The following is a 21,008-nucleotide window of genomic DNA, read 5'->3' as shown; positions in this document are numbered from 1 at the left end:
GTAAATTATTATCAGAGCGCATAGGCATCTCCCAAAAAAAGAAATGCGGGAAAATAATTTCCCGCATTTTGTTCACAGTTTTAAAATAGGATACTTAATACACGATTTGTCCTTTGTTTATCAGGGATCTTACCGGCGATATTCTTGCCACTGCTTCTGCAGAGCAGCTGGCATCTATCAATACCAGGTTTGCTGCATCGCCGGCCCTGGGCCATTGCTGCACTCCCTTATCATCAAGCGGGAGTATATTTCCCGTGGCCAGCTTCAGGCTTCTCGACAGCAGGAACTCCGTAGAATAACCGTATAACTGGGCCATTGTATGGGCTTTTTCCAATACGCTTCCGGATCCAAATGTGCTCCAGTGATCAATGATACTGTCGTTGCCGGTCATCACATTTACATTATACTTATAAAGCACAGGTATAGGCATAATCAGTCCTCCGAAAGGAATGGTGGAAACAATACCTATACCTGCTGCCGCCAGTTGCTCTGCCACCTGCTCCTGCTTCACTTTATCGATCCTGCCCAGCACAAAACAGTGGCTTAAAAATGTTTTGTGTTGAAGGGCAGGATTCTCGTTTACCTTTTTAATCAGGTATTCTACTGTTTTCAGCCCTGATTCTCCTGATTCATGCAGGTGGATATCAATTCCCTTTTTATTGTCCAGCGCCAGTTGTACCGTGAAATCTATTGTTTTCTCAATAGCTCCATCAATGGTATACGGGTCCAGTCCGCCAATAAAATCAATGTCCATTTTTGCCGCCTCCTTTAACCAGGGAACTGAATCAGTATAGAATACGCCATGCTGTGGAAATACCACCAGTTCCGCACCAAAGGAATCCTTTTTATTTTCCAGCGCAATCATGCCCTTAACGCCCCCCTGCCCTCTCCTGGTTGCCTGCCATGGGCCGCCATAGAAAGTTTTATCAAGATGGATATGCATGTCCCTGAAGGCAGGAAGCATCAGCCAGCCTTTTGCATCAATAGCATTGGCGGACTCCGGTTTATTGGCGGAAATACTTTTTATTTTTCCGTCTTTGATCTCTATGCAGAACAATTCTGTTTTTGTGTGTACTACCTCCCCTTCCTCGTAAACAAATCCCGTTTCAAGCCGCACATTCTTTAACAGGTAGCTTTTTCCGCTGCTGCCTGCTGCAGTACCGGCAAACGTCCCTGCAGGGCCCAGCAGGCCGGGTGCAAAGGCCATTCCTGTAAATCCCAATCCGGACATTTTTATAAATTCTTTACGGGATATTTCCGTTTTCTTCATCGTCCCTATCTTTTTTACAAAAATAATCTTCCTGGCAACCTGATCTGTGAAAGATTCATGATATACCTTGAAAGATTTATCAATAATCTGCCGGGAATTATAAATCTTTCAAGTATCCGTATAGATAACACAAAGTTCCGGAGATATTTACCCCTTACTTTGCTGTAAATGAAACCAATGGATAAAACAGCAAACACCAGCTGCTACACATTTAAAAATGTGTTGCCGGAAACGGGTTTTGAGTACGATGGCGAAGAAGTAGTGAAAACGAATACCGCGCTTTTCTGTGTTGAAACAGAAGACGGTAAAATTAAGGCTGTCACCCCTAACGATGCAGGCCGGGATGCCATTGATGCAAAAGGCTGGCTGATGCTCCCTGTCTTCAAGGATATGCATGCCCATTTGGACAAGATGCTCTATGGCCTTCCATAGCAGGCCGTTTCGGCAAAAGGAAAACTGTAAAGGACCAGATTGCCTATGAGCAGAAGATGATTCCTGAATGGCTGAAAACCTCCGTGGAACGGGCCGGCAAATTGATTGAGTTCCTGCAGCCGAACGGTACCCACTATATCCGCTCCCATTTCAATATCGATCCCACCTCCGGCTTTGATTTCATTAAAGCACCTGGAAACCGCGCTGAAAAACAAAAGAAGTCAGCCGGCGCTGAGTTGGTAGCCTTTCCACAGCATGGTGTAGAAGTGCTGGTGGGCAACGATAATATCCAGGATCACTGGAGCACTTTTGGCCCTGGCCATATGCTCAGGAAAGTAAAACTCATTGCAGGCCTGTATGGCTATAATTCAGAATGGGCACTTTCAAGAACACTGGGCTTTGCTACCAGGTATATACTTCCCCTGGATGATAAAGGAAAACAATAATGGCCTAAAGCTGGCGATGATGCAAACCTTGTATTCCTGGAGGCATCCTGCTCCGCCGAAGCAGTAGCAAGGGTTTCACCGGTTAAGTCGCTGGTGCATAAAGGGAATATTGTATTCTGTTATTAGAATGGATTGCCTCTGCGTCTTTCAGAGGCAGTCCATTTTTATTGTCATAAATTTCCATATTTTAGAAGTTAAGCTCCCTACTTAACTTTGCTGATATGAAGACTAATGACAACGCAGGCCATGTTCCTGTATTAGGCATCCATGAATTCAGGAAAGGCCAGCTGGCCGGCAAGGAAGAATTCCTCTTCAATGAACTGCATGGCGAACGGCATATCGATAAGCCGCATAAGCACGATTTTTATATCATCAACCTGTTTGAATCGGCAAAAGGGGTTCATAATATCGACTTCCACGACTATCCTATAGGGAATAAACAAATTCATGTACTGTTCCCCGGCCAGGTGCACACCTGGAGCATCAAACCCGGTACAACAGGTTACCAGCTGATGATACAGCAGCAATTTTTTGAGCGCTTCGCATCCTTTTTCCGTTTCTCGTTCTCGAATTATATGAATCACCCGGTGATCCCACTGACCAATGATAATTTCAAATTGCTGAAGTATGAATTTGACGCCATCAGGGATGAGCTCAATTCACCCAACTCAGTACAGGAGATCATCAGTGCCAGGGCAGCGGTTATTGCTGCAATTGTGAGCAAAGAAGCAGAGCGTATTTTTACAGACCTGAAAGTATTCCAGTCTAACCCCAGGCTTGCAAAATTCAATATGCTGATTGATAAATTTTACAAGGACGAAAAACTGGTTGGCTTCTATGCTTCGAAGCTGCACATCTCGGCAAACTATCTGAATATTCTTTGTAAAAACCATCTTCATGTATCGGCTACCAGGCTGATACAGCAACGCGTGCTGCTGGAAGCAAAGCGGCTGCTTCAGTCAACGGATCTTTCCATAAAAGAAATTGCATTTGAGCTTGGCTTTGTGGATCATGCATATTTTTCGAATTTCTTTAAAGCACAGGCTGGTGTTACGCCAACGCAATTCAGGGAGAAGTAATGCCTACCTCAGGATTTAGTATAACATTGGCATGGATTACCATTGCAACCATTCTTCTGCAGCTGCCCCTGCCCCCCTGGGATATCAGAAGCGAAATATAGTATATTGCCATCTTTGCTCAGTAACTCACGCTTTTATCATGTTCATCCCCATCAGGTATTGCACGTACTGACATAATCCCGAGGCGCAAACCAACAAGAAGCCTTATCAGACGCTTCTGGGCTATCAGGAAGGGAGCATCTCAGAATGTTTGTAATTTTAATTAAATTGCAAAGTATGAAAGTTCATCTGATGATCATCGCTATGCTTATTTTGCTTCTCTTTTGGGGAAAAGGACAGCATAATTATAACCCAACAAACGATGGCAATAAATTGCTAAATTATTTCGGACATCAACAGGCGTTACTGAAAAAGAATGATAGTTGTCCGGAATGCTCACATATTGAAACGAAGGTAGGAGCACGGTTCCCGGCAGTATCATCAGCGTCCAGAGATGTTTTTGAATTTGAAGATGGAGGATTATTCGACAAGGGCGATAGTTTGAATCAGTTCCGTATCGCGGCACCATTGTATCTGAATTCAGCTTCAGGGGTAGCCCCTGTACCCGCAGAAGAGAAGTAACCTATTTTTAAAGACCATACCATCTAAATCCCAAATGATCATTCAAAAGTTACACGAAAGGAAATATGAGATCCTTCTATTGGCCCTGATGCAGCATTTATTTGTCGGAATATTTCTTACAGATATGGATTTCTACACCCATGTCATATGGCCCGCTAATATGTTGATCTTAGGATTGGGATCCGTTTTTTTGTTTGCGGGAAAGCATAGCTGGAGACACTGGCTGAGAAATCTGCACTTCATTGTCATTTTGCTGTTACCCATTGGAATTCCGTTTTTTAAGAACCTTTCATGGTATTTTACATTGTTGAATATCAACTATGTAGTATTCTTTTGCTTTCTTTTCATAGAAGTACTCCGATTTCTGATAAAACCAGGATATATCAATACAGATATTATTTCCGCATCCATATGTGGATATATGTTACTCATAGAAATTTCAGTTTTTTTACTACAGTATTTCCAGTACCGTGATCCTGCATCTTTCAAAGGCGTTGATATAACATCTCCGGCTCTGACATTTATAGATCTGGTCTACTTTTGTTCTATTACTTTTACAAGTATTGGTTTTGGAGATATTACTCCCAATACCCATGTTACAAAACTGATAACTGCTTTTGTTGGAATTGCCGGCCAATTTTATACCGTTGTATTGGTCGGAATCCTGATCAGCAAATTCTCATCGAAAAATTAGTTATTTATGAATATAGGCTCACATTACAGACTTTATCATTTCATTCCGTGGACCAGGAAGAAAATTTATAAAATGCTTATTTTAAGCAGTGTTCCAACAATACTTTTTTATTTTCTAGGCTGGAAATGGTTGGCTATTCCCTGGGTTCCTGTGGCATTGCTAGGGACGGCCGCAGCATTCATTTCAGGGTTTAAAAATACGCAGACCTATAACCGGAGCTGGGAGGCCCGGCAGATCTATGGAGCGATCATCAATAACAGTCGTAGTTTTGGCATTTTCGTAAAAGATTTCATAAGAATGAATGATAAGGTACAGGAATCTGCTTTGCATCAGCAGATCATTTACCGTCATTTTGCATGGCTTACCGCATTAAGGTTTCAACTTAGGGAAACAAAAAACTGGGAGCATGTAAAAACTAAAAGTTATAATAAGGAGTATCTGCAATACTATAAAGTCCCTGAATGGGAAGACAAAATTGAGGATAAACTCCAGCCATTTTTAAGCGATAATGAGCTGCAGTATGTGCTTTCCACCAGGAATAGAGCAACACAGATTATTGCTTTACAGTCTGCCCAGTTGAGAAAATTAAATGAAGAAGGTAAAATTTCAGATTATAATTATACTGCGCTTGAGAATCAGTTCAAAGAGTTTTATGATCAGCAGGGAAAATGTGAAAGGATCAAAAACTTTCCATATCCAAGACAGTTTTCGAGCATTAATCTCTATTTCACGAATGCCTTGTGCTTTTTGCTTCCTTTGGGATTTTTAGGCGAATTTTCTAAGATGATCGATAAGTTTGGAGACAATATAGTCTGGCTTACCATTCCGTTTAGTGTGCTTTTAGGCTGGGTGTTTCTGGTTTTGGAACAAATCGGTGAAAGTACGGAAAATCCATTTGAAGGCAACGCCAATGATATTCCTATCACCCAGATCAGCAGGAATATAGAGATTGATCTGCGTGAAATGCTGGGCGAGAAAGAACTTCCACCTGCCATACAACCTGTTAATAATATTGTCATGTAAAAAAATAAAATTATGAGTATAGCATCTGTAAGAAAATGGTATCCGAAGGCATTAAGCTCTGTCGATACGGTCAATCGGTTGTTGGACACAATTGAAAAACATTTGAAATTAAAACCTAACCAGCTAATGCATGCAGACAGTATGTGTTGCGATGATGTTAATGCCATACAGTATCCGCCGAGAGCCTATGAGATGCTTGGCCCGTTTCATTTGGGAGGACTTAACGGTTTCCCCTTTGCCGGACTTACGGGAATGGGCGCTTTTGCCCATCATGTTCCGGAAGATGGAGCTGTAGTAGTATTTTATGCTCCACATATTGGGATTACTAAAGCAGGGCAAATAGGAGAGATAAGCAGGATAGGGCAAAGTAGTAATTCAGCATGTTGTGGCGCTGCTAAAGGAGCACTTGGAAAACTGGTGGCAGGGCAGATCATCGAAGGGAATGTCACGTCACTGGATTTCCAGATGAATACAATCGAACAAATTTTCCTCCACAGCAAAGAAAGAATACTGAATGCGGAGAATCAGATTTTCGAAGCAACTGAGGTCATGTATGAAGCTATAGATGAACGTATCGAAGTACTGGTAAAAGAAACCAGCTATCCTTGTAAATATGTTATCCTTGTAGGCGGTATTTTTATTAATGGAGATAAAGATATGGGATCATTCTGCCAGTATAAAAAATTTGAATACATCGACCTCGACACCAAAGAACGGAAAAACCTGATGGATGAGTATTATGATAATTGATCCTATAATAAAGCTTTCCGGTTTTTTAGAGGGACTATTTCAATAAGTGTGTAAACTTAAAAATCGGGGATCAAATTAATAATTAGATTCTCACTCTTTTATCAAAAATAGTTAAAAACTGATTTAGGACCATGCCCCAGTTTCTAATGGGCATGGTCCATTTTTTTGATACTTCCCGTAAAGCCAGGTATACTGATTTAAGGACAGCTTCATCAGTAGGGAAGGATAGTTTGTTTTTGGTATATTTTCTAATTTTACCGTTCAGATTTTCGATGAGATTGGTCGTGTAGATGATCTGTCTGATCTCCATGGGAAAGTCAAAAAAGACAGTCAGGTCTTCCCAGTTTTCGCGCCAGCTTTTGATGGCGTATGCATACTTTGTACTCCATTTAACATCCAGGGCGTCAAGAGCAGCCATGGCAGCCTGTCTGGTTGGTGCAGCATAAACATCCTTCATATCGGTGGTAAACTCCTTTTTATCTTTCCAGACTACATAGCGGCAGCTGTTACGTATCTGGTGTACGACACAAACCTGAGTTGCAGACTGAGGGAACACCGATTTGATAGTCTGAGTGAAGCCATTAAGATTATCCGTGGCTGTAATTAGAATATCTTCCAGGCCACGGGCCTTCAGATCTGTAAGTACAGTCATCCAATAGGCAGCTGATTCATTCTTACCCAGCCACATTCCCAGGACTTCTTTGAGGCCATCCCGCTTTAGGCCGACAGCGATATAGACGGTTTTATTCACCACTTTGCTGTTCTCCCGTACCTTGAACACAATGCCATCCATCCAGACTATGAGATAAACCGGTTCTAATGGCCGGTTTTGCCAGGCGACAATATCTTCTGTCACCCGGCTGGTGATGCGGCTGATCGTGGCCGTGGAAACGTCAAATTTATATACTTCTCTTATTTGCTCTTCGATGTCGGACACACTCATTCCCTTGGCATAAAAGGACACAATTACCTCTTCCAGGCCCTGAGCCATCCCTTCGCGTTTAGGGATGATCATAGGATTAAAGCTAGCATCACGATCTCTGGGAACTTTTATCTCAGATTCACCATAGCTGGTCTTAATCTTCTTCTTACCATAGCCATTACGGCTATTGGCACTATCATTATGTTCATGCTTGTCATAGCCCAAATGGCTATCTAGCTCTCCCTCCAACATCTTTTCAATACCCCGCTTCTGAATCTGGGCAAGAAAATCGTTTAGCTGATCTGCTGTTTTAAACTGCTTCAGAAAGTCGTCTGATAAAAAATCTTCTGTCTTCATAAAACTGTATATGCTTTAAAATTAAAAAATCAGAGCTAAACCCCGATTTTTAATATTTACACAGTTTATGAGATAGTGTCTTTTTAGAACCCGGGCAAATCTTACCTGCGGCAGGTAAGATTTGCCCGGATAATTGGAAAGGATGCCTTTCTGCCAGTCAGGTGGAGATGGTTTACCTCTCCCGGTATGTAAAACTCACAATTTTACCAAACCCCTCTAAAGACTGTTTTAATTCCAGCGGCTTATTAACATCCGGCACTTTGTAAATATTGAACTTCCCTGTAACCAATGACTCCATCCAATTTCAACAGGGTTTATGGACATATCGATGTTTTATTATGGAGATTCACTTTCGTTCAGCTCCCTGCGTCTCACCTGACAGAATTTACTCTGCCTTTTCTTTGTCGCTCAGCACAGTATTCTTTCGAGTAACTGCATCACAAAGTGGTTTGAAGGATTTGTCTGTCATTCCATTCGATGGGCCGCCCATCATCGTACTAACAGCATGCACTTAACCTATAAGTGCTTCAAGGCACACTCATTGTTGTCCGGTATAAGCTTAATCTTCCGCCGCAACAAACTCTGAAAAAATCTACTACCTGCCTCCTGATCCGCAAATGTAAAGTCACCGGAACGTTAACCTTTAACTCTAAACTTATATTATGTTCAAATTTGTTAATCAACGGAAACCATTCATAAGGAAAAATTTATGGTTGTAGGTGTGGTAACCCAAACTTGTAAACTATTGGGGGCTTCGCCCCCTTTTATACCTCATTGATTTATTTTACCCGGACAATACTGAATAATAATAGAAAAGCAGTCACCCTTTTTGGAAACTGAACTGTTGTAACAAACAACCCGGGCGTTTCACGATTTAGCAATTTTTACACTACATCGTGAAACGCCCAGGTCCGCTATTTTATTTAATGACTCAGAAGATGAGAAGACGATTGCCATTACAAGAATAGAATAAAGTTTTGCTGGTAAGTGTTTCCTGTATCGCCAGGCGAATAAACTTTAATGCTTCAAAGTGTGGATGACATATGTACGTAATTGTATAAAGCTTTTGGATAGCTTCCATGGCGTAGCGTTAAATTAATATTAATTGTCTGCGTGCTGAATTTGTTTAATTACAATTCATATATACTTGCATCTTAACCCAAAGTACTGTCGGCACTATATTAGCCCATATGTCCGTTTTGTGAAGTATCTGTTCTCTTTGTACTATTATCAAACCTCATATTCAACTGTATGCGAACAAAAGAAAAAATTCCCTTTACTAGGCTTTCCAGCAATTTCGAAATTGTTAAAGCAGAAGACCTGTTTTCTTTAAAAGGCGGTGGCGAATCTTCTTTCCGCTCAGTCTATATCCAGGCAGCTGAACAATGAGGTGATTTCAATGAGAAAGGAAGTGCTTGGAACCGCCTCAAAAATACAGGAACTGGACCTGCAGCACCGTGATAATGAGCAGCAGCTCATCATTAAGATACAGGGAATGTATAATACGCTTAAAAGCAGCATTGCCCTTTGGGAGGAAAAGTATCTTTTCATGGCTCCTATCGCAGGGAAGGTAGAGTTCCAGCAATTCTGGACAGATAACCAGTTTGTTCAATCCGGCGAGCCCGTGTTTTCCATCATCCCGGAAGAACAGGTGATTGTAGGTCAGATGTACCTGCCAACAAATGGTGCCGGCAGAGTACATACCGGTCAGGAAGTGATCATCAAACTGGACGATTATCCCTACATGGAATATGGTACCATTACAGGTACCGTGAGAAATGTATCGCTTGCCACGCACACCTTAAGAACGGAAACCGGCAGCAAGGAAAATTACCTGGTGAATGTTACGCTTCCCCGGAAACTGAAAACCAATTATGGCACTGACCTGGATTTCCGGTTTGAGCTTAAAGGCACCGCCGATATTATTACAAACGACCGGAGATTATTGGAGCGTTTGTTTGATAATTTACGGTCTGTGACGAGGAAGTGATGGTATATCTTCAAAATAAATAAGCAGTACCCGCCCGGGCATGGGTGCTGCCTTGTTTAAATCCTAGCGCCTACAACCGTTTCTGTGTATACAATATCTTCACCATATACACTGGTGAACTTTTCAAATAGGCAGGGGGGATCGGTTAGAGATCTTTCAACTCCGGGCACTCTACTATGTCTCCGATGCGGAAAGCTGTTGAACAGTAGCCCCTCTCCCGGTTGCCCTGGTAAAAAATATGCCTACTCCTACTATCATTGCCATTCGTCTTGCGGTTTCCGGGTGAGCGCAGTCGATGCCAATGATAAGTTTAAAAGAGAGCCGGCCAAATGGACACCCAAATAAGATATGGCCGAGGGATTAAAAGCGAGAAATATCTGCTGGTGAGGTGGGCTCCCATAATCCTATAATGTACCCTGCCATACTACGTTCAAATAGTATTTATTTTCTTCTTTCCTGAAAAAATATTATTTTCGTTTGCCCAATCATGTGTACCTAATACTTAACCTCTGCTTATTGGCCCATCATCATTCATATACTGAGAAGGAACTTTTTAATCTTATTGCAACCGGAGATGAAGCGGCATTCCGGCAATTATATGCGACCCTGAAACCAGTGTTATTTGGCTATATATTTAAATTAACGAAATCGCAGGAAGCCGTCCGCGAAATTGTCCAGGAGTCGATGTTCCGGCTGTGGATAAGTCGCAGCAAACTACCGGAAATAGAACATCCCCGCGCCTGGTTGCTGAAGCTCGTATCCAACGAATGCCTGCGTTACTTTAGGAAGAACGGGCTGGAAAAACGCCTGATAGGCGCGTTGCAGCAACAGTATACCGACGACTCTACCGATGATACTGAAATGGAGCTTTCTTACCGTGAAACCCGCAGGCTTATTGAATCGGCGGTAGCTGCTCTGAGCCCCAGGCAAAGAGAAATCTTCCGGCTGAGCCGGAATAATGGGCTGAGAATCCCTGAAATAGCCACCCAGTTAGGCCTTTCAGAAAACTATGTAAAAAAAACCCTGATATTGGCCCTTCATACCATTCGGCGCCGGTTGACGAAAGCCGGTAAATATCTGCCCATGTTCCTGATATAGTTATTTTTTTAGTCAATTTTATTTAATGCTGACCCCGGGCCTCCCTCACAGGAAAGGTATACGGAATTATACCGGCACAATGGCTTTAAAGCCCGCTCCTGCTACTGATTGGATGAATTATTATTTTTTTTTAGCGATGGGTACCTAAATGTGCTTTCAGGGTTCATTATATGTGGGAATGCATTCACCATATAAAAGTCTGTCATGCAGGAACAACGGATCATATACTTACTGGAACAGCTCAGATTGGATACAGCTACTTCGTCTGAGCTGGAAGAATTATCATCGTTCATTCGCGAGGCAGGGGAAGATGGCACCTTTCATGATGCGCTGGCGAGCCTGATGGAGCGTTACCCTGCCAATGGAGAGGAGTTGGCTGCTATTGATCCACGGCATGAATTGGCAGACAAGGTGCTTGCTATATCCCGGGACCTCCCCATGGAAAGTGTCCGGTCGACTGCCTCCCGGGGGAGTTATTCCTGGGCCCGGTATGCGGCGGCGATTATCGTTATTGTCAGCACCGGGATTTATTTCTGGCGGAACCATGAAAACACCAAAGTGAAAACAATTGTAGCCTCCAGTCAGGGAAATATTACTCCCGGCAGAACGGGCGCCATTCTTACCTTATCTAACGGTACTGCCCTGCTGCTGGACACTATTCAAAATGGTACCCTGGCCTTGCAGGGAGGCGCTACGGCCAGGGTGATCAATGGCGGATTGGTATATGAAGCAAATAGCGGGGAAGTAAGCTACAACACGATATCCACCCCGAAGGGGCGCCAGTACCATGTTACACTGCCGGATGGAACGGAAGTCTGGCTCAATGCTGCCAGCTCTATCCGCTATCCTACAATGTTCTCTAACCAAGAACGAAGCGTTACCCTCGCCGGGGAAGCTTATTTCGAAGTAAAAAAGGCGACGGCGTCATTCAGGGTGAATATAAACAACAATGTAGCGGTAGAGGTATTGGGTACCAGCTTTAATATCAATAGCTACAGCAATGAAGGCCCCCTGAAGGCAACATTGTTGGAAGGTGCGGTACGGGTGGTAAAGGACAACGAAAGAGTGATACTTCATCCCGGGGAGCAGGCAGAAGTGGACCAGGGCATCCGGGTTAAAAAAGATATAGATGTTAACCATGTAATAGCGTGGAAAAACGGCATTTTTTATTTCGATGGGGTTAAACTGGAAGAAGCGATGCGGCAGCTGGAGCGCTGGTATGAAATTGAAGTGGTATATGAAAAAGGTCTACCCGATATCACTTTCAGTGGGAAGCTAACCAGGGATGTTCCATTAAACGATCTGCTGGCGGGGCTGGAAAAACTGGGCGTCCACTTCAGGTTAGAAGGACATCGGCTCATTATACAGCCCTGATGTACCCCGTTCTGTTAGAATATTTATAACTGTTGGGGAAAGAATGCAATGAGCACCGGATACCAGCAAACTAATAAATAAATATATCAATCATATGAGAGTCAGTAACATTTAAAACCAGTCATTAAAACCAACCAACCATAAACCAATCCCGGGGAATAACATCCCATCCGGCTATCATTGAGCAAAAATGGATAGCCGCCAGCATTTTTTTGACAACCAAATTTTCGAAAATTATGGAAAAGAAAGCTTGTGGCAATTTGCCTGCCCAAGGCCTGTTTGTACTCATTCCGCCTGTCATGTGCACCCAAAAGTGGAAAATTTATTTATTGATCATTATTGCCTTTACCGTTTCTACCCCATCAATGGCGCAAACCGTGACCCTGCCGGACAAAACAATGCCCCTGGAAGCCGTACTGTCCCTTATAGAAAAACAGACCGGCTATGCCTTTCTTTATAAGAAGCATTTCCTGGCCGATGCCAAACCGGTAGTAGTACGTGCGGCCAATATGCCATTGCTGCAGTTGCTGGATGCAGTATTTAAGGACCAGCCGCTGGAATATACCATCAAAGGAAAAACTATTTTCCTTTCCGGGAAACAGGCCAGCCACAGCTCAGGTAATGCGGATCAATCACGAGCGGTACCCGGCGCGTACCCGCTCAAAGTATTGGTCATCGATTCTGCCGGGAAGCCACTGGCAGGTGCCTCGGTGAGTATCAAAAAAAACAGGATATCAAAAATTACCAACAGCGATGGAACTGTCATCATTAACGCTGCAGAAGGCGATATAATTGAGGTGACTTATATTGGCTTCCAGCCACAAACATCACAGGTAGGACGCACAAGCCATGTGGTCATCTGCTTAAAACCATCGGAAAAGAAACTGGAAGAAGTTATAGTGAATGCAGGGATCCTGACACGGAAAAAAGAAAGCTTCACCGGCGCGGTGGCTACATTCACCGGAAAAGAACTTAAACAGATCGGGAATGGGAATGTGCTCGAGAGTTTAAAAACACTGGATCCCTCTTTCATTATTTTACCGAATAATAATTTTGGTTCCAATCCCAACCGGTTGCCGGATATCCAGTTGAGGGGTACCACTTCTGTTTCAGCTACTACTTCCAACGCTATTAAAAACCAGTTCAGCACAGATCCCAATCAACCCTTATTTATATTAAACGGTATGGAAAGCAGTTTACAGCAAATTGTAAACCTCGACATTAACCGGATCGCATCTATCACTATCCTGAAAGATGCTGCCTCTACTGCCTTGTACGGATCAAAGGCTGCCAATGGCGTAGTGGTAGTAGAAACCAAACGCCCGCAACCTGGCAATTTACAGGTCAATTACACTACCGATTTCAGGGCAGAAATGCCTGCGCTGGACGGGTATAACATCATGAACGCGGCAGAATTGCTGGAGTTTCAAAAGCTGTCTGGTTACTATAACCCGGCCGAACGGCAAGAATCCCAACTCATCCTCGACACTTTATACAACAACCGTTTAAAAGCAGTACTGGGAGGTAAGAACTCTTACTGGCTGAATGTTCCCTTACGCAACGCGTTTACCACAGGGCATGTGCTGGGTATAAATGGTGGGAGCAATGAGTTCCAGTATGACGTTACCCTCAGCTACAGAAGTACGCCGGGTGTGATGAAAGGATCCGGCAAAAACACCTGGGGGGGATCTGTTGATTTAACTTACCGGACGAAGAAGCTGAACTTTACTAACCGTACGTACATTGAAGGCAGCAAAGCATCGGAGTCGCCCTATGGCAGCTTTACAGACTATGTAGATATAGCCCCTTACTACCGGAAATTCGATGACAAAGGGCAGCTGTTTACCGGCAAATACCTGGAATCGTTTACCGCAGGTGATGATCCCCAATTCCTGATCCAATACCAAACACCCAACCCAATTTACAACGCATCATTAAACCCGGAAAATGCAAACTCTTATTTCAACGTCCTGGATAATTTGTCCTTAATATGGACCATCAGCCCCGACTGGCGGTTTACATCCGGGATCCAGCTGAATAAAAGCGTTGACGGTACTACTGTTTTCGTGCCATCTGCCAACACCGCCTTCGATGGCGTTGATATCAATGAAAAAGGCACTTACAATTACTTGCAACAGAGCTCCTGGGGATACAACGGCAATGCCATGATCACTTACCAGAAAGTGTTCAATAGAAAACATAGTCTCACCGGTAACGTGCGGGCAGCATTAACCGAAAGCAATAGCACGACTATCGGCCTGCAGGCCGTGGGCTTTCCGGATGGCGTAGCCCCCAACCCTGCCTTTGCCTATGGCTATGCCATGAACAGCAAGCCTAGCTATTCAGAGGTAAAATCACGCCAGGTGAGCTCGCTGGCAAGCGTGAACTATGTTTTTGCCAACAAGTACTATGTAGATGCTACTTACACGATAGATGGCACCACCGTTTTTGGTTCTGCGGAAAAATATACATCTTTCTGGGGCGCCGGTCTTGGTTGGACGGTCAGCAGGGAAAATTTTCTTAAAGATGCTGACTGGCTCACATTATTGCGGTTAAGAGGTAACATAGGTACTAATAGTAATCAGCAGCTGGGTTCGTTTGTTTCCTCTTCGGTATATGGTTATAGCAATACATCTACCAGTTTCGGTACAGGGCTGTTCCTGAATCAACTTGGTACACCCAACCTCGCCTGGCAAAAAACCCAACAAATCAGTGCCGGCATAGACCTGATTACCTGGAACAGCCGCTTTATCACCACCGTGAATGCCTACCAGAAACTTACCAATCCTTTAATTGTTCCCGCTTCCGCCGCGGCCTCCATCGGGGTTCCCAATTATGCGCTTAATGCAGGAAAGCTTACGGTGAAAGGGCTGGAGCTAATACTTAAATACTCTCCCATCCTCCAACCGGATAAAGGCATTCAATGGACTCTGGGCGTGACCGGCAGCATCACCAAGAGCCGGTATTCGCACTTCGCATCGATGATGGCGAAGGAAAATGAGTTAGCCAGAAATAAATTCAATGATGAAAAGGCACTCAAGGATATTCCCAATTACCTGAAACGATACATGGATGGATACAGTCCAGATGATATATGGGCCGTACGTTCATTAGGAATTGATCCTGCCTCCGGGAATGAGATCCTGTTAAAAAAAGACGGCACACACACCTTTTACTATAATTCAGACGATGAAGTAGCAGTAGGTTCTGCCATTCCCAAAGTACAGGGTGTGATCAGCTCTACGCTGAACATCAAAGGATTTTCCATGGGAATATTTCTGCGCTATAGCATAGGCCAATCGAACTTTAACAGGGCAATATTCAACAAAGTAGAAAACATCGGCTTTGCGCAATTGATCTATAACCAGGACAAAAGAGCCTTGTACGACCGGTGGCGGCAACCGGGCGATATTGCGTTTTTTAAAAATATCAACCTCTCCGATCCCAACGTTACCAGCACCTACACCCCTCCCTCCTCACGGTTTATACAAACAGAAAATTTTCTATCAGGAGAATCAATTTCTGCAGGGTACGAATTTTCAGCTGCCCAACACCCATGGATCAGTAAGATAAGGGCAAAAACACTACGCATCAATGGTTATATGAATGATATTTTCAGGATATCCAACGTGACGCGCGAAAGAGGAACGGATTACCCTTTTGCAAAAAGTTTCTCATTTAGTATGAGCTTGTTCTTCTAACACCTACAAACACCTGACAAAATGAATAAGATTATCAAAGGGCTGCTGGCAATCGTAAGTATAAGCCTGTTGGCCTGCAACAAATACCTGGATGTACAACCCAATGACAGGCTGATAGATATCCAGGTATTTACTTCAAAATCGTCTATTGAAAAAGCGTTAAATGGTATTTACATCAACCTGGTATCAGATAATTTATATGGAGGATGTTTAACAGTTAGCACCGTAGATGTGCTTGCGCAGTACTATAACACGCCCGAAATGAACAGGTTTGCGTCGTCCGGCAGTTATCAATTTCTGGACGGATCGTTTTTACAGTCGGATATATCCGCTATCTGGGGCAACGCCTATACCAACATCCTTAATATCAATGAATTTATAAAAGGTACAGGGGGAGCCACAGAAAATATCATCAGCCCGGACGAAAAAGCATTGTTGCTGGGTGAAGCATATGGCCTGCGAGCATTTGTATTGTTTGATATGCTTCGGCTGTTTGGCCCTGTATATGCCGTCGACTCTTCTTCGGAAACGGCGCCTTATCCAACTCAGCCCGCTACCAGGCTTAGCCCGCTGATACCCGCCAGACAATTCATGGACAGCCTGGTCAACGACCTTGGCATGGCGGTATCACTATTGGCAAAAGATCCCATTATACAATACGGCATTCAACCTTTCGATAATACAGATGTTTCCGGTAACTTTTTCAGGGCAAGAAACAGGCGGATGAACTATTATGCTGTTAAAAGCCTGCTGGCCAGGGTATATCTGTACCGGGGCGACAAAGCGAACGCGTTAAAAAATGCATTGGATGTAATAACCATTAGCGGCAGCATCTTTCCATGGACGCCTGAAAGTGATTCCCGCCCCGGCATCAAAGATCCCAACCGGATATTTTCTTCAGAAATTATCTTTGGCCCGGAAAATACCCGGCGGGATGTGATGTACCAGAAATATTTTGCTGCATCTAATTTACAGACTTTCGCCACTGTGGCCCAAGCTACTTTATTGGCCCCGTTGTCTGCCAACCTGGCCGCTATTTTTGAAAACCAGGATAATGACTACCGTTTAAGAAGCTCCTGGACCATTGACCAGAAAGCAAACTACAATTTTAAAACCTTTATAAAGTTTGCCCCTGTCACCACCACCAATCCCTCCTCTTCCAGTAAAACCATTCAACCCCTCATCCGGCTGTCTGAGTTGTACTATATCGCGGCCGAATGTTCCGGCGACAGATCATACCTGAATACCGTGAGAGCAAACCGCGGCCTGATTATTCCTATCGATGCCGGCGCCAATATTTCAGATGAGATCACCAAGGAGTACAGGAAGGAATTCTTTGGAGAAGGACAACTGTTCTTTTATTATAAGCGGAAGAATTTTGCCACTATTCTTAGTGGTTCGTCCGACAGTAGTTCCATCACTATGGATAAAGGTAAATATGTACTGCCACTTCCGCTTAGTGAAACACAATACCGATAAAACTTACTTTATTTTCAAAAGATACTGATATGAAACAATTATTGCTCCTTGCGTTACCTGTGCTCCTATTCATGTCATGCAAAAAGACATCCTTCATCGTATACAATACCAAAGCAGATATCTACTTTGACAATCATATGATACGGAACTTCGATTTCATATATTATAGCACGAAGGGTTATTCATTTGGCAACAAGCCGGATGTGACGGAAGACTCCATCCCCCTGACCGTTAAAATAACCGGGGGTATTGCATCGACAGACAGGCCTTTCGTACTGGCTGTGAACCAGGACTCCTCAGGTGCAGTAGCAGGAAGGGATTATACATTACCCGACAATAGCAAATTGATTATTCCCCGCGACAGTATCACAGCAACCTTTTATGTAAAAGTACATAGGTCGGCCGCGCTACTTGACAAACCTGCTACCCTTGTTTTAAAGTTGATGCCTAATACCTTCTTTGACACATTGATAACAGAACAAAAGGAGTCTATTTACAACAACATCATATTAAATGCTGTTTCCTTCAAAATCACTATCGATGATATCATCCCGAAACCAGGCTATTGGAAAAATTATATCAATTTCCTGGGAGCTTATTCACAGCAGAAATACCTGATCCTGTTAAAAGTGAATGGGCTATCATTAACAGACGATATCGGGAAGCTCAGCAAAACGTACTTTAAAGAGATCGCCACAAAAATGCAACAGTACTTACATCAGCAGGCTGCTGCCGGCAATATTATCCGGGAAAAGGATGGCAGCCTAATGGTCATGGGGCCCGATGTACGATAAATCATTCTGTCAAATTCAAATATAGATGCTCATGAAACATCACGAATATAAGCTGATCTCCTGTATTTTCATCCTGTATATCATGCTTGCTTCCTGCCTCAAGGATAAAGGCAACTACACTTACCACGCTGTTAACGACCCTGTAGTGGTGAAAGGCGTAGATACCCTGTATGTGGTAGACGTTATTAAACAATCTTTTCGCATTGCACCTGTTATCACTACCCCCGATGGCAAGCCTATCGACACTTCCCAATATACCTATAGCTGGCAGCTAAACCAGGGAATAGGCATCGCCTCTGATTATCCAAGCCTGGTGCCCTTGTCCACGAGCCCCACGCTTGATATTCCCAAAGACAGCATGGTCCGCACCATTACCAATGCGGAGATGCGTCACAAACTGTTTGGAGCGTACACTGCCTTCTTTCGGGTAACCGATAAGGCAACAGGCCTGTTTAAGGATACCTACTTTAAAATAGTTTTGGGCAGCACCAGTGCCAAAGGCTGGCTGTTATTATGTGATCCTGAAAATGGGAATACTCGCCTGGGCATGATCTCCTCTATGTACACCGACAGTCTTGTTCCGGATATACTGGCCAGTGTTGGTTCCACCTTCCCCATCACCGGTCAGCCCAGGTTTATTACCGTTGATTTTCAAACCCGTTTCAAACCTAGCTCCGGCCGCTGTCCGTTCATTGGCACCTCTCAACACTTTGCCGTCCTGGGATCGGATACCCTCGAATATAAAAATCCCAGGTATAACCTGGCGAACTATATTACGGGGTTACCAACCCCTCCTGATTTTTCCTCAGCTACATTCGCCTCCGATGGATACCATCACTACCTGCAAAATAACGGCACCCTTTATTATATCGACGAATATGATAACTTGCCTTTCCAGGCCTGTAATTACCTGAACGATGTTCCATTCAGGGCATCAAAGTTTGTTGCACCGTATACCGTTGAACCGTATTTCAGAGGCGCCATTGTATTTAATGAAGATACCAGGACCTTCCTGCGCACCCCTCTGCAAGCCTATTGCCTGGAACTGCCCCAGGGCACTTTATTTAATTTCTCTACGAAACAGCAGCTGCGTTACATGCAATATGTGAACACATTTAATGGAGGAGAAGTATTTGCGATCCTGGATAGTACGTCAAAAATTAACCTGGCCAGGTTTTCTGAAGATGGTACCCAAAGCTATTATAGGGAGATAACAGCGCCGGACATCCACGACGCCAGGTTATTTGCCGTCGATAATACTTTCGGATTTATTTTCTACTGTGCCGGAGGAAAGCTATACGAGTACAACATGAGCAGCAGGCAGGCACAGTTGATCCATGACTATGGAAATAATAAGATCACAGTACTTAAAATTTTCAACGATAACCTGGATATCTTCAACAATCTCTTTAGCAATATAGTAGTATGTACCTACAATGAAGCGGATAAAAAGTCCGGCACACTGGATCTCTACACCACGCCAAAAGTAGATGGCATGGTGAGCCTGGTAAAATCCATTCCGAACACCGGGAAGATTGTGGATGTAGCCTATAAGTAATACTGGTAAATCTATTCAATAACACGTTAAATAAACTTAATGACATGAGCTATCGTAAAAGAATAAAAGCAACCCTGGCGCTACTGTTCTCCTGTTTCCTGATGACCAATGCAACGGCGGAAGGTATTCATTTCGACAATAAATTGTCGTGGAAGGCCCTCAAAGAAAAAGCCCGGAAAGAGCATAAGTACATCCTGATGGACTGCCAAACCACCTGGTGTGGCTGGTGCAGGAAAATGGAAAAAGATGTATTTGAAAATGAGCAGGCAGGAGAATTCTTCAATGCTAATTTTATCCCGGTAAGCGTACAATTTGATCAGGACCCGGATAAAGACAACGACTATGTAAAAAGCTGGTATAACGATGCGAAACAAATTCAGAAAGAATATCCTCTCGGCGGCTACCCTACCTGCCTGATATTTGCCCCTGATGGCCAGCTGGTACATCGCATAGAAGGTTACCTGCCGGTAAAAGAATTTATTGCTGCAGGACGCAGTGCCCTGACACCGGATGGGCAGTACTATACCCTGCTCAAAAAGTATGAAGCCGGCGAACAATCACCTGCATTCCTGATGAAATTTATCAGGATAGCTCAACAGGCAGGATTTACCAAGGAAGCGGCCAAAGCATTTAACCAGTATTATCCCAATATAAAAGACCCGTATACAAAAGACAACTTAACACTGATCGCCGAAAACATCTCCAATACCCAGGATAAGGGCTTCGGGTTGTTTTTAAACAATACTGCCCGGGTAGATGAAATACTGGGACCAGGTGTTGCTGCCAGGAAACTTGGCGAAGCCATTCTCGGTGAAACGATGTCATTCTTATCCCAAAATAAGTCTATAGATCTCGACTCACTGGAAGCTATTTATCGTAGTAAATATCCCAACGTACATGTAGAGGAACCTTATGCTGAACTGAAACTTCAGGCAGCGGCTCAACAGAAAGAGAAGTTCTTCAGGGTAGCACAAAACTACTGGGACAAGCATACAGCCTCTATCGATCCGAGCCAGATAAGCTGGATCGCCTGGAATATTTCCAGTATGTACGGTGACAGTACCACGCTCCGTACATCGCTCGGCTGGTGCAAAGCCATCATGGATACGGCAAAAGTTCCTGATCCGGGCATCATCAGCGCTTATTCAGCCCTGTTGTATAAGCTGGGGGAAAAACAAGCTGCTATTACCTGGATGGAGAAGGCGGCAGATTCTGTTCCACGTGAGAATAGGAAACAATTCGAATCAATTATTGCCCAAATGAAAAAAGATGAGAACATCTGGCAATCCCATTAATTAATGAATACTGTTAGTCTTTTTCTCCGTTGGATTTTAAATTGGCAGTATAATTAAGTTGGTGGTGAGAAAATGGAATTGACAAAAAATAAAATAGGTTGTAAGTTGGTAACTTACAACCTATT

General features: G+C 43.6%; 18 protein-coding genes. 16 read left to right on the top strand and 2 right to left on the bottom strand.

The genetic code is table 11. The features are described 5' to 3' along the window. Positions 1 to 94: 94 nt before the first annotated feature. The gene (locus FN124_RS21375) at positions 95 to 1,270 is read right to left on the bottom strand and encodes an amidohydrolase family protein (protein ID WP_142686822.1); all 1,176 of its coding nucleotides are present in this window, start codon (positions 1,268 to 1,270) and stop codon (positions 95 to 97) included. A gap of 177 nt (positions 1,271 to 1,447) precedes the next feature. On the opposite strand from FN124_RS21375, the gene FN124_RS31215 reads away from it, so the two are divergent. From FN124_RS31215 to FN124_RS21345, 7 genes are all read left to right on the top strand, one after another. Next, positions 1,448 to 1,702 (top strand): hypothetical protein, encoded by a 255-nt coding sequence (locus FN124_RS31215; protein WP_221887856.1) that lies wholly within the window; start codon positions 1,448 to 1,450, stop codon positions 1,700 to 1,702. Positions 1,703 to 1,758: 56 nt separating this feature from the next. Next, on the top strand, positions 1,759 to 2,148 hold the full coding sequence (locus tag FN124_RS31210; RefSeq protein ID WP_221887855.1) for an amidohydrolase family protein: 390 nt from the start codon (positions 1,759 to 1,761) through the stop codon (positions 2,146 to 2,148). Between the two features lie 221 nt (positions 2,149 to 2,369). Further along, a complete protein-coding gene (locus FN124_RS21365) occupies positions 2,370 to 3,227 on the top strand; it encodes an AraC family transcriptional regulator (protein WP_142686821.1) in 858 nt (285 codons plus the stop codon). A gap of 276 nt (positions 3,228 to 3,503) precedes the next feature. Continuing rightward, a complete protein-coding gene (locus FN124_RS21360) occupies positions 3,504 to 3,848 on the top strand; it encodes a hypothetical protein (RefSeq protein ID WP_142686820.1) in 345 nt (114 codons plus the stop codon). A 34-nt stretch (positions 3,849 to 3,882) separates the two neighbouring features. Next, positions 3,883 to 4,542, top strand: a complete 660-nt coding sequence (locus FN124_RS31830) for a potassium channel family protein (protein WP_142686819.1) — start codon at positions 3,883 to 3,885, stop codon at positions 4,540 to 4,542. A gap of 6 nt (positions 4,543 to 4,548) precedes the next feature. Next, complete coding sequence (locus tag FN124_RS21350; RefSeq protein ID WP_142686818.1) at positions 4,549 to 5,565, top strand: bestrophin family protein; 1,017 nt, start codon at positions 4,549 to 4,551, stop codon at positions 5,563 to 5,565. Positions 5,566 to 5,577: 12 nt separating this feature from the next. Further along, complete coding sequence (locus tag FN124_RS21345; protein ID WP_142686817.1) at positions 5,578 to 6,315, top strand: LCIB family protein; 738 nt, start codon at positions 5,578 to 5,580, stop codon at positions 6,313 to 6,315. Positions 6,316 to 6,397: 82 nt separating this feature from the next. Here the strand turns inward: FN124_RS21345 and FN124_RS21340 are convergent, their stop codons facing one another. Further along, complete coding sequence (locus tag FN124_RS21340) at positions 6,398 to 7,594, bottom strand: IS256 family transposase (protein ID WP_142684445.1); 1,197 nt, start codon at positions 7,592 to 7,594, stop codon at positions 6,398 to 6,400. A gap of 1,251 nt (positions 7,595 to 8,845) precedes the next feature. Here FN124_RS21340 and FN124_RS30950 point away from each other — a divergent pair. From FN124_RS30950 to FN124_RS21300, 9 genes are all read left to right on the top strand, one after another. Then, positions 8,846 to 8,983, top strand: a complete 138-nt coding sequence (locus FN124_RS30950; RefSeq protein WP_185937306.1) for a hypothetical protein — start codon at positions 8,846 to 8,848, stop codon at positions 8,981 to 8,983. Between the two features lie 10 nt (positions 8,984 to 8,993). Further along, complete coding sequence (locus FN124_RS21335; protein ID WP_142686816.1) at positions 8,994 to 9,584, top strand: beta-barrel domain-containing protein; 591 nt, start codon at positions 8,994 to 8,996, stop codon at positions 9,582 to 9,584. Between the two features lie 516 nt (positions 9,585 to 10,100). Continuing rightward, positions 10,101 to 10,682 (top strand): RNA polymerase sigma factor, encoded by a 582-nt coding sequence (locus FN124_RS21330; RefSeq protein ID WP_185937305.1) that lies wholly within the window; start codon positions 10,101 to 10,103, stop codon positions 10,680 to 10,682. Between the two features lie 204 nt (positions 10,683 to 10,886). Further along, positions 10,887 to 12,056 (top strand): FecR family protein, encoded by a 1,170-nt coding sequence (locus tag FN124_RS21325; RefSeq protein ID WP_142686814.1) that lies wholly within the window; start codon positions 10,887 to 10,889, stop codon positions 12,054 to 12,056. Between the two features lie 236 nt (positions 12,057 to 12,292). Then, positions 12,293 to 15,757, top strand: coding sequence for a SusC/RagA family TonB-linked outer membrane protein (locus FN124_RS21320; protein ID WP_142686813.1), 3,465 nt, complete (start codon positions 12,293 to 12,295; stop codon positions 15,755 to 15,757). 21 nt (positions 15,758 to 15,778) lie between these two features. Continuing rightward, a complete protein-coding gene (locus FN124_RS21315; RefSeq protein WP_142686812.1) occupies positions 15,779 to 17,236 on the top strand; it encodes a RagB/SusD family nutrient uptake outer membrane protein in 1,458 nt (485 codons plus the stop codon). 29 nt (positions 17,237 to 17,265) lie between these two features. Beyond that, a complete protein-coding gene (locus tag FN124_RS21310; RefSeq protein WP_142686811.1) occupies positions 17,266 to 18,030 on the top strand; it encodes a DUF4843 domain-containing protein in 765 nt (254 codons plus the stop codon). Positions 18,031 to 18,061: 31 nt separating this feature from the next. After that, the gene (locus FN124_RS21305) at positions 18,062 to 19,588 is read left to right on the top strand and encodes a PKD-like family lipoprotein (RefSeq protein WP_185937304.1); all 1,527 of its coding nucleotides are present in this window, start codon (positions 18,062 to 18,064) and stop codon (positions 19,586 to 19,588) included. A 44-nt stretch (positions 19,589 to 19,632) separates the two neighbouring features. After that, entirely contained in the window at positions 19,633 to 20,883 is a 1,251-nt protein-coding gene (locus FN124_RS21300) for a thioredoxin family protein (RefSeq protein ID WP_142686809.1), read from the top strand. Positions 20,884 to 21,008 lie beyond the last annotated feature (125 nt).

This window comes from Chitinophaga polysaccharea (genome assembly GCF_902150045.1).
In the GTDB taxonomy this organism is placed as follows: Bacteria; Bacteroidota; Bacteroidia; order Chitinophagales; family Chitinophagaceae; genus Chitinophaga; species Chitinophaga polysaccharea_A.
Note: the sequence above shows the minus strand (reverse complement) of the source record. Positions and strands in the feature narration are given on the sequence as shown.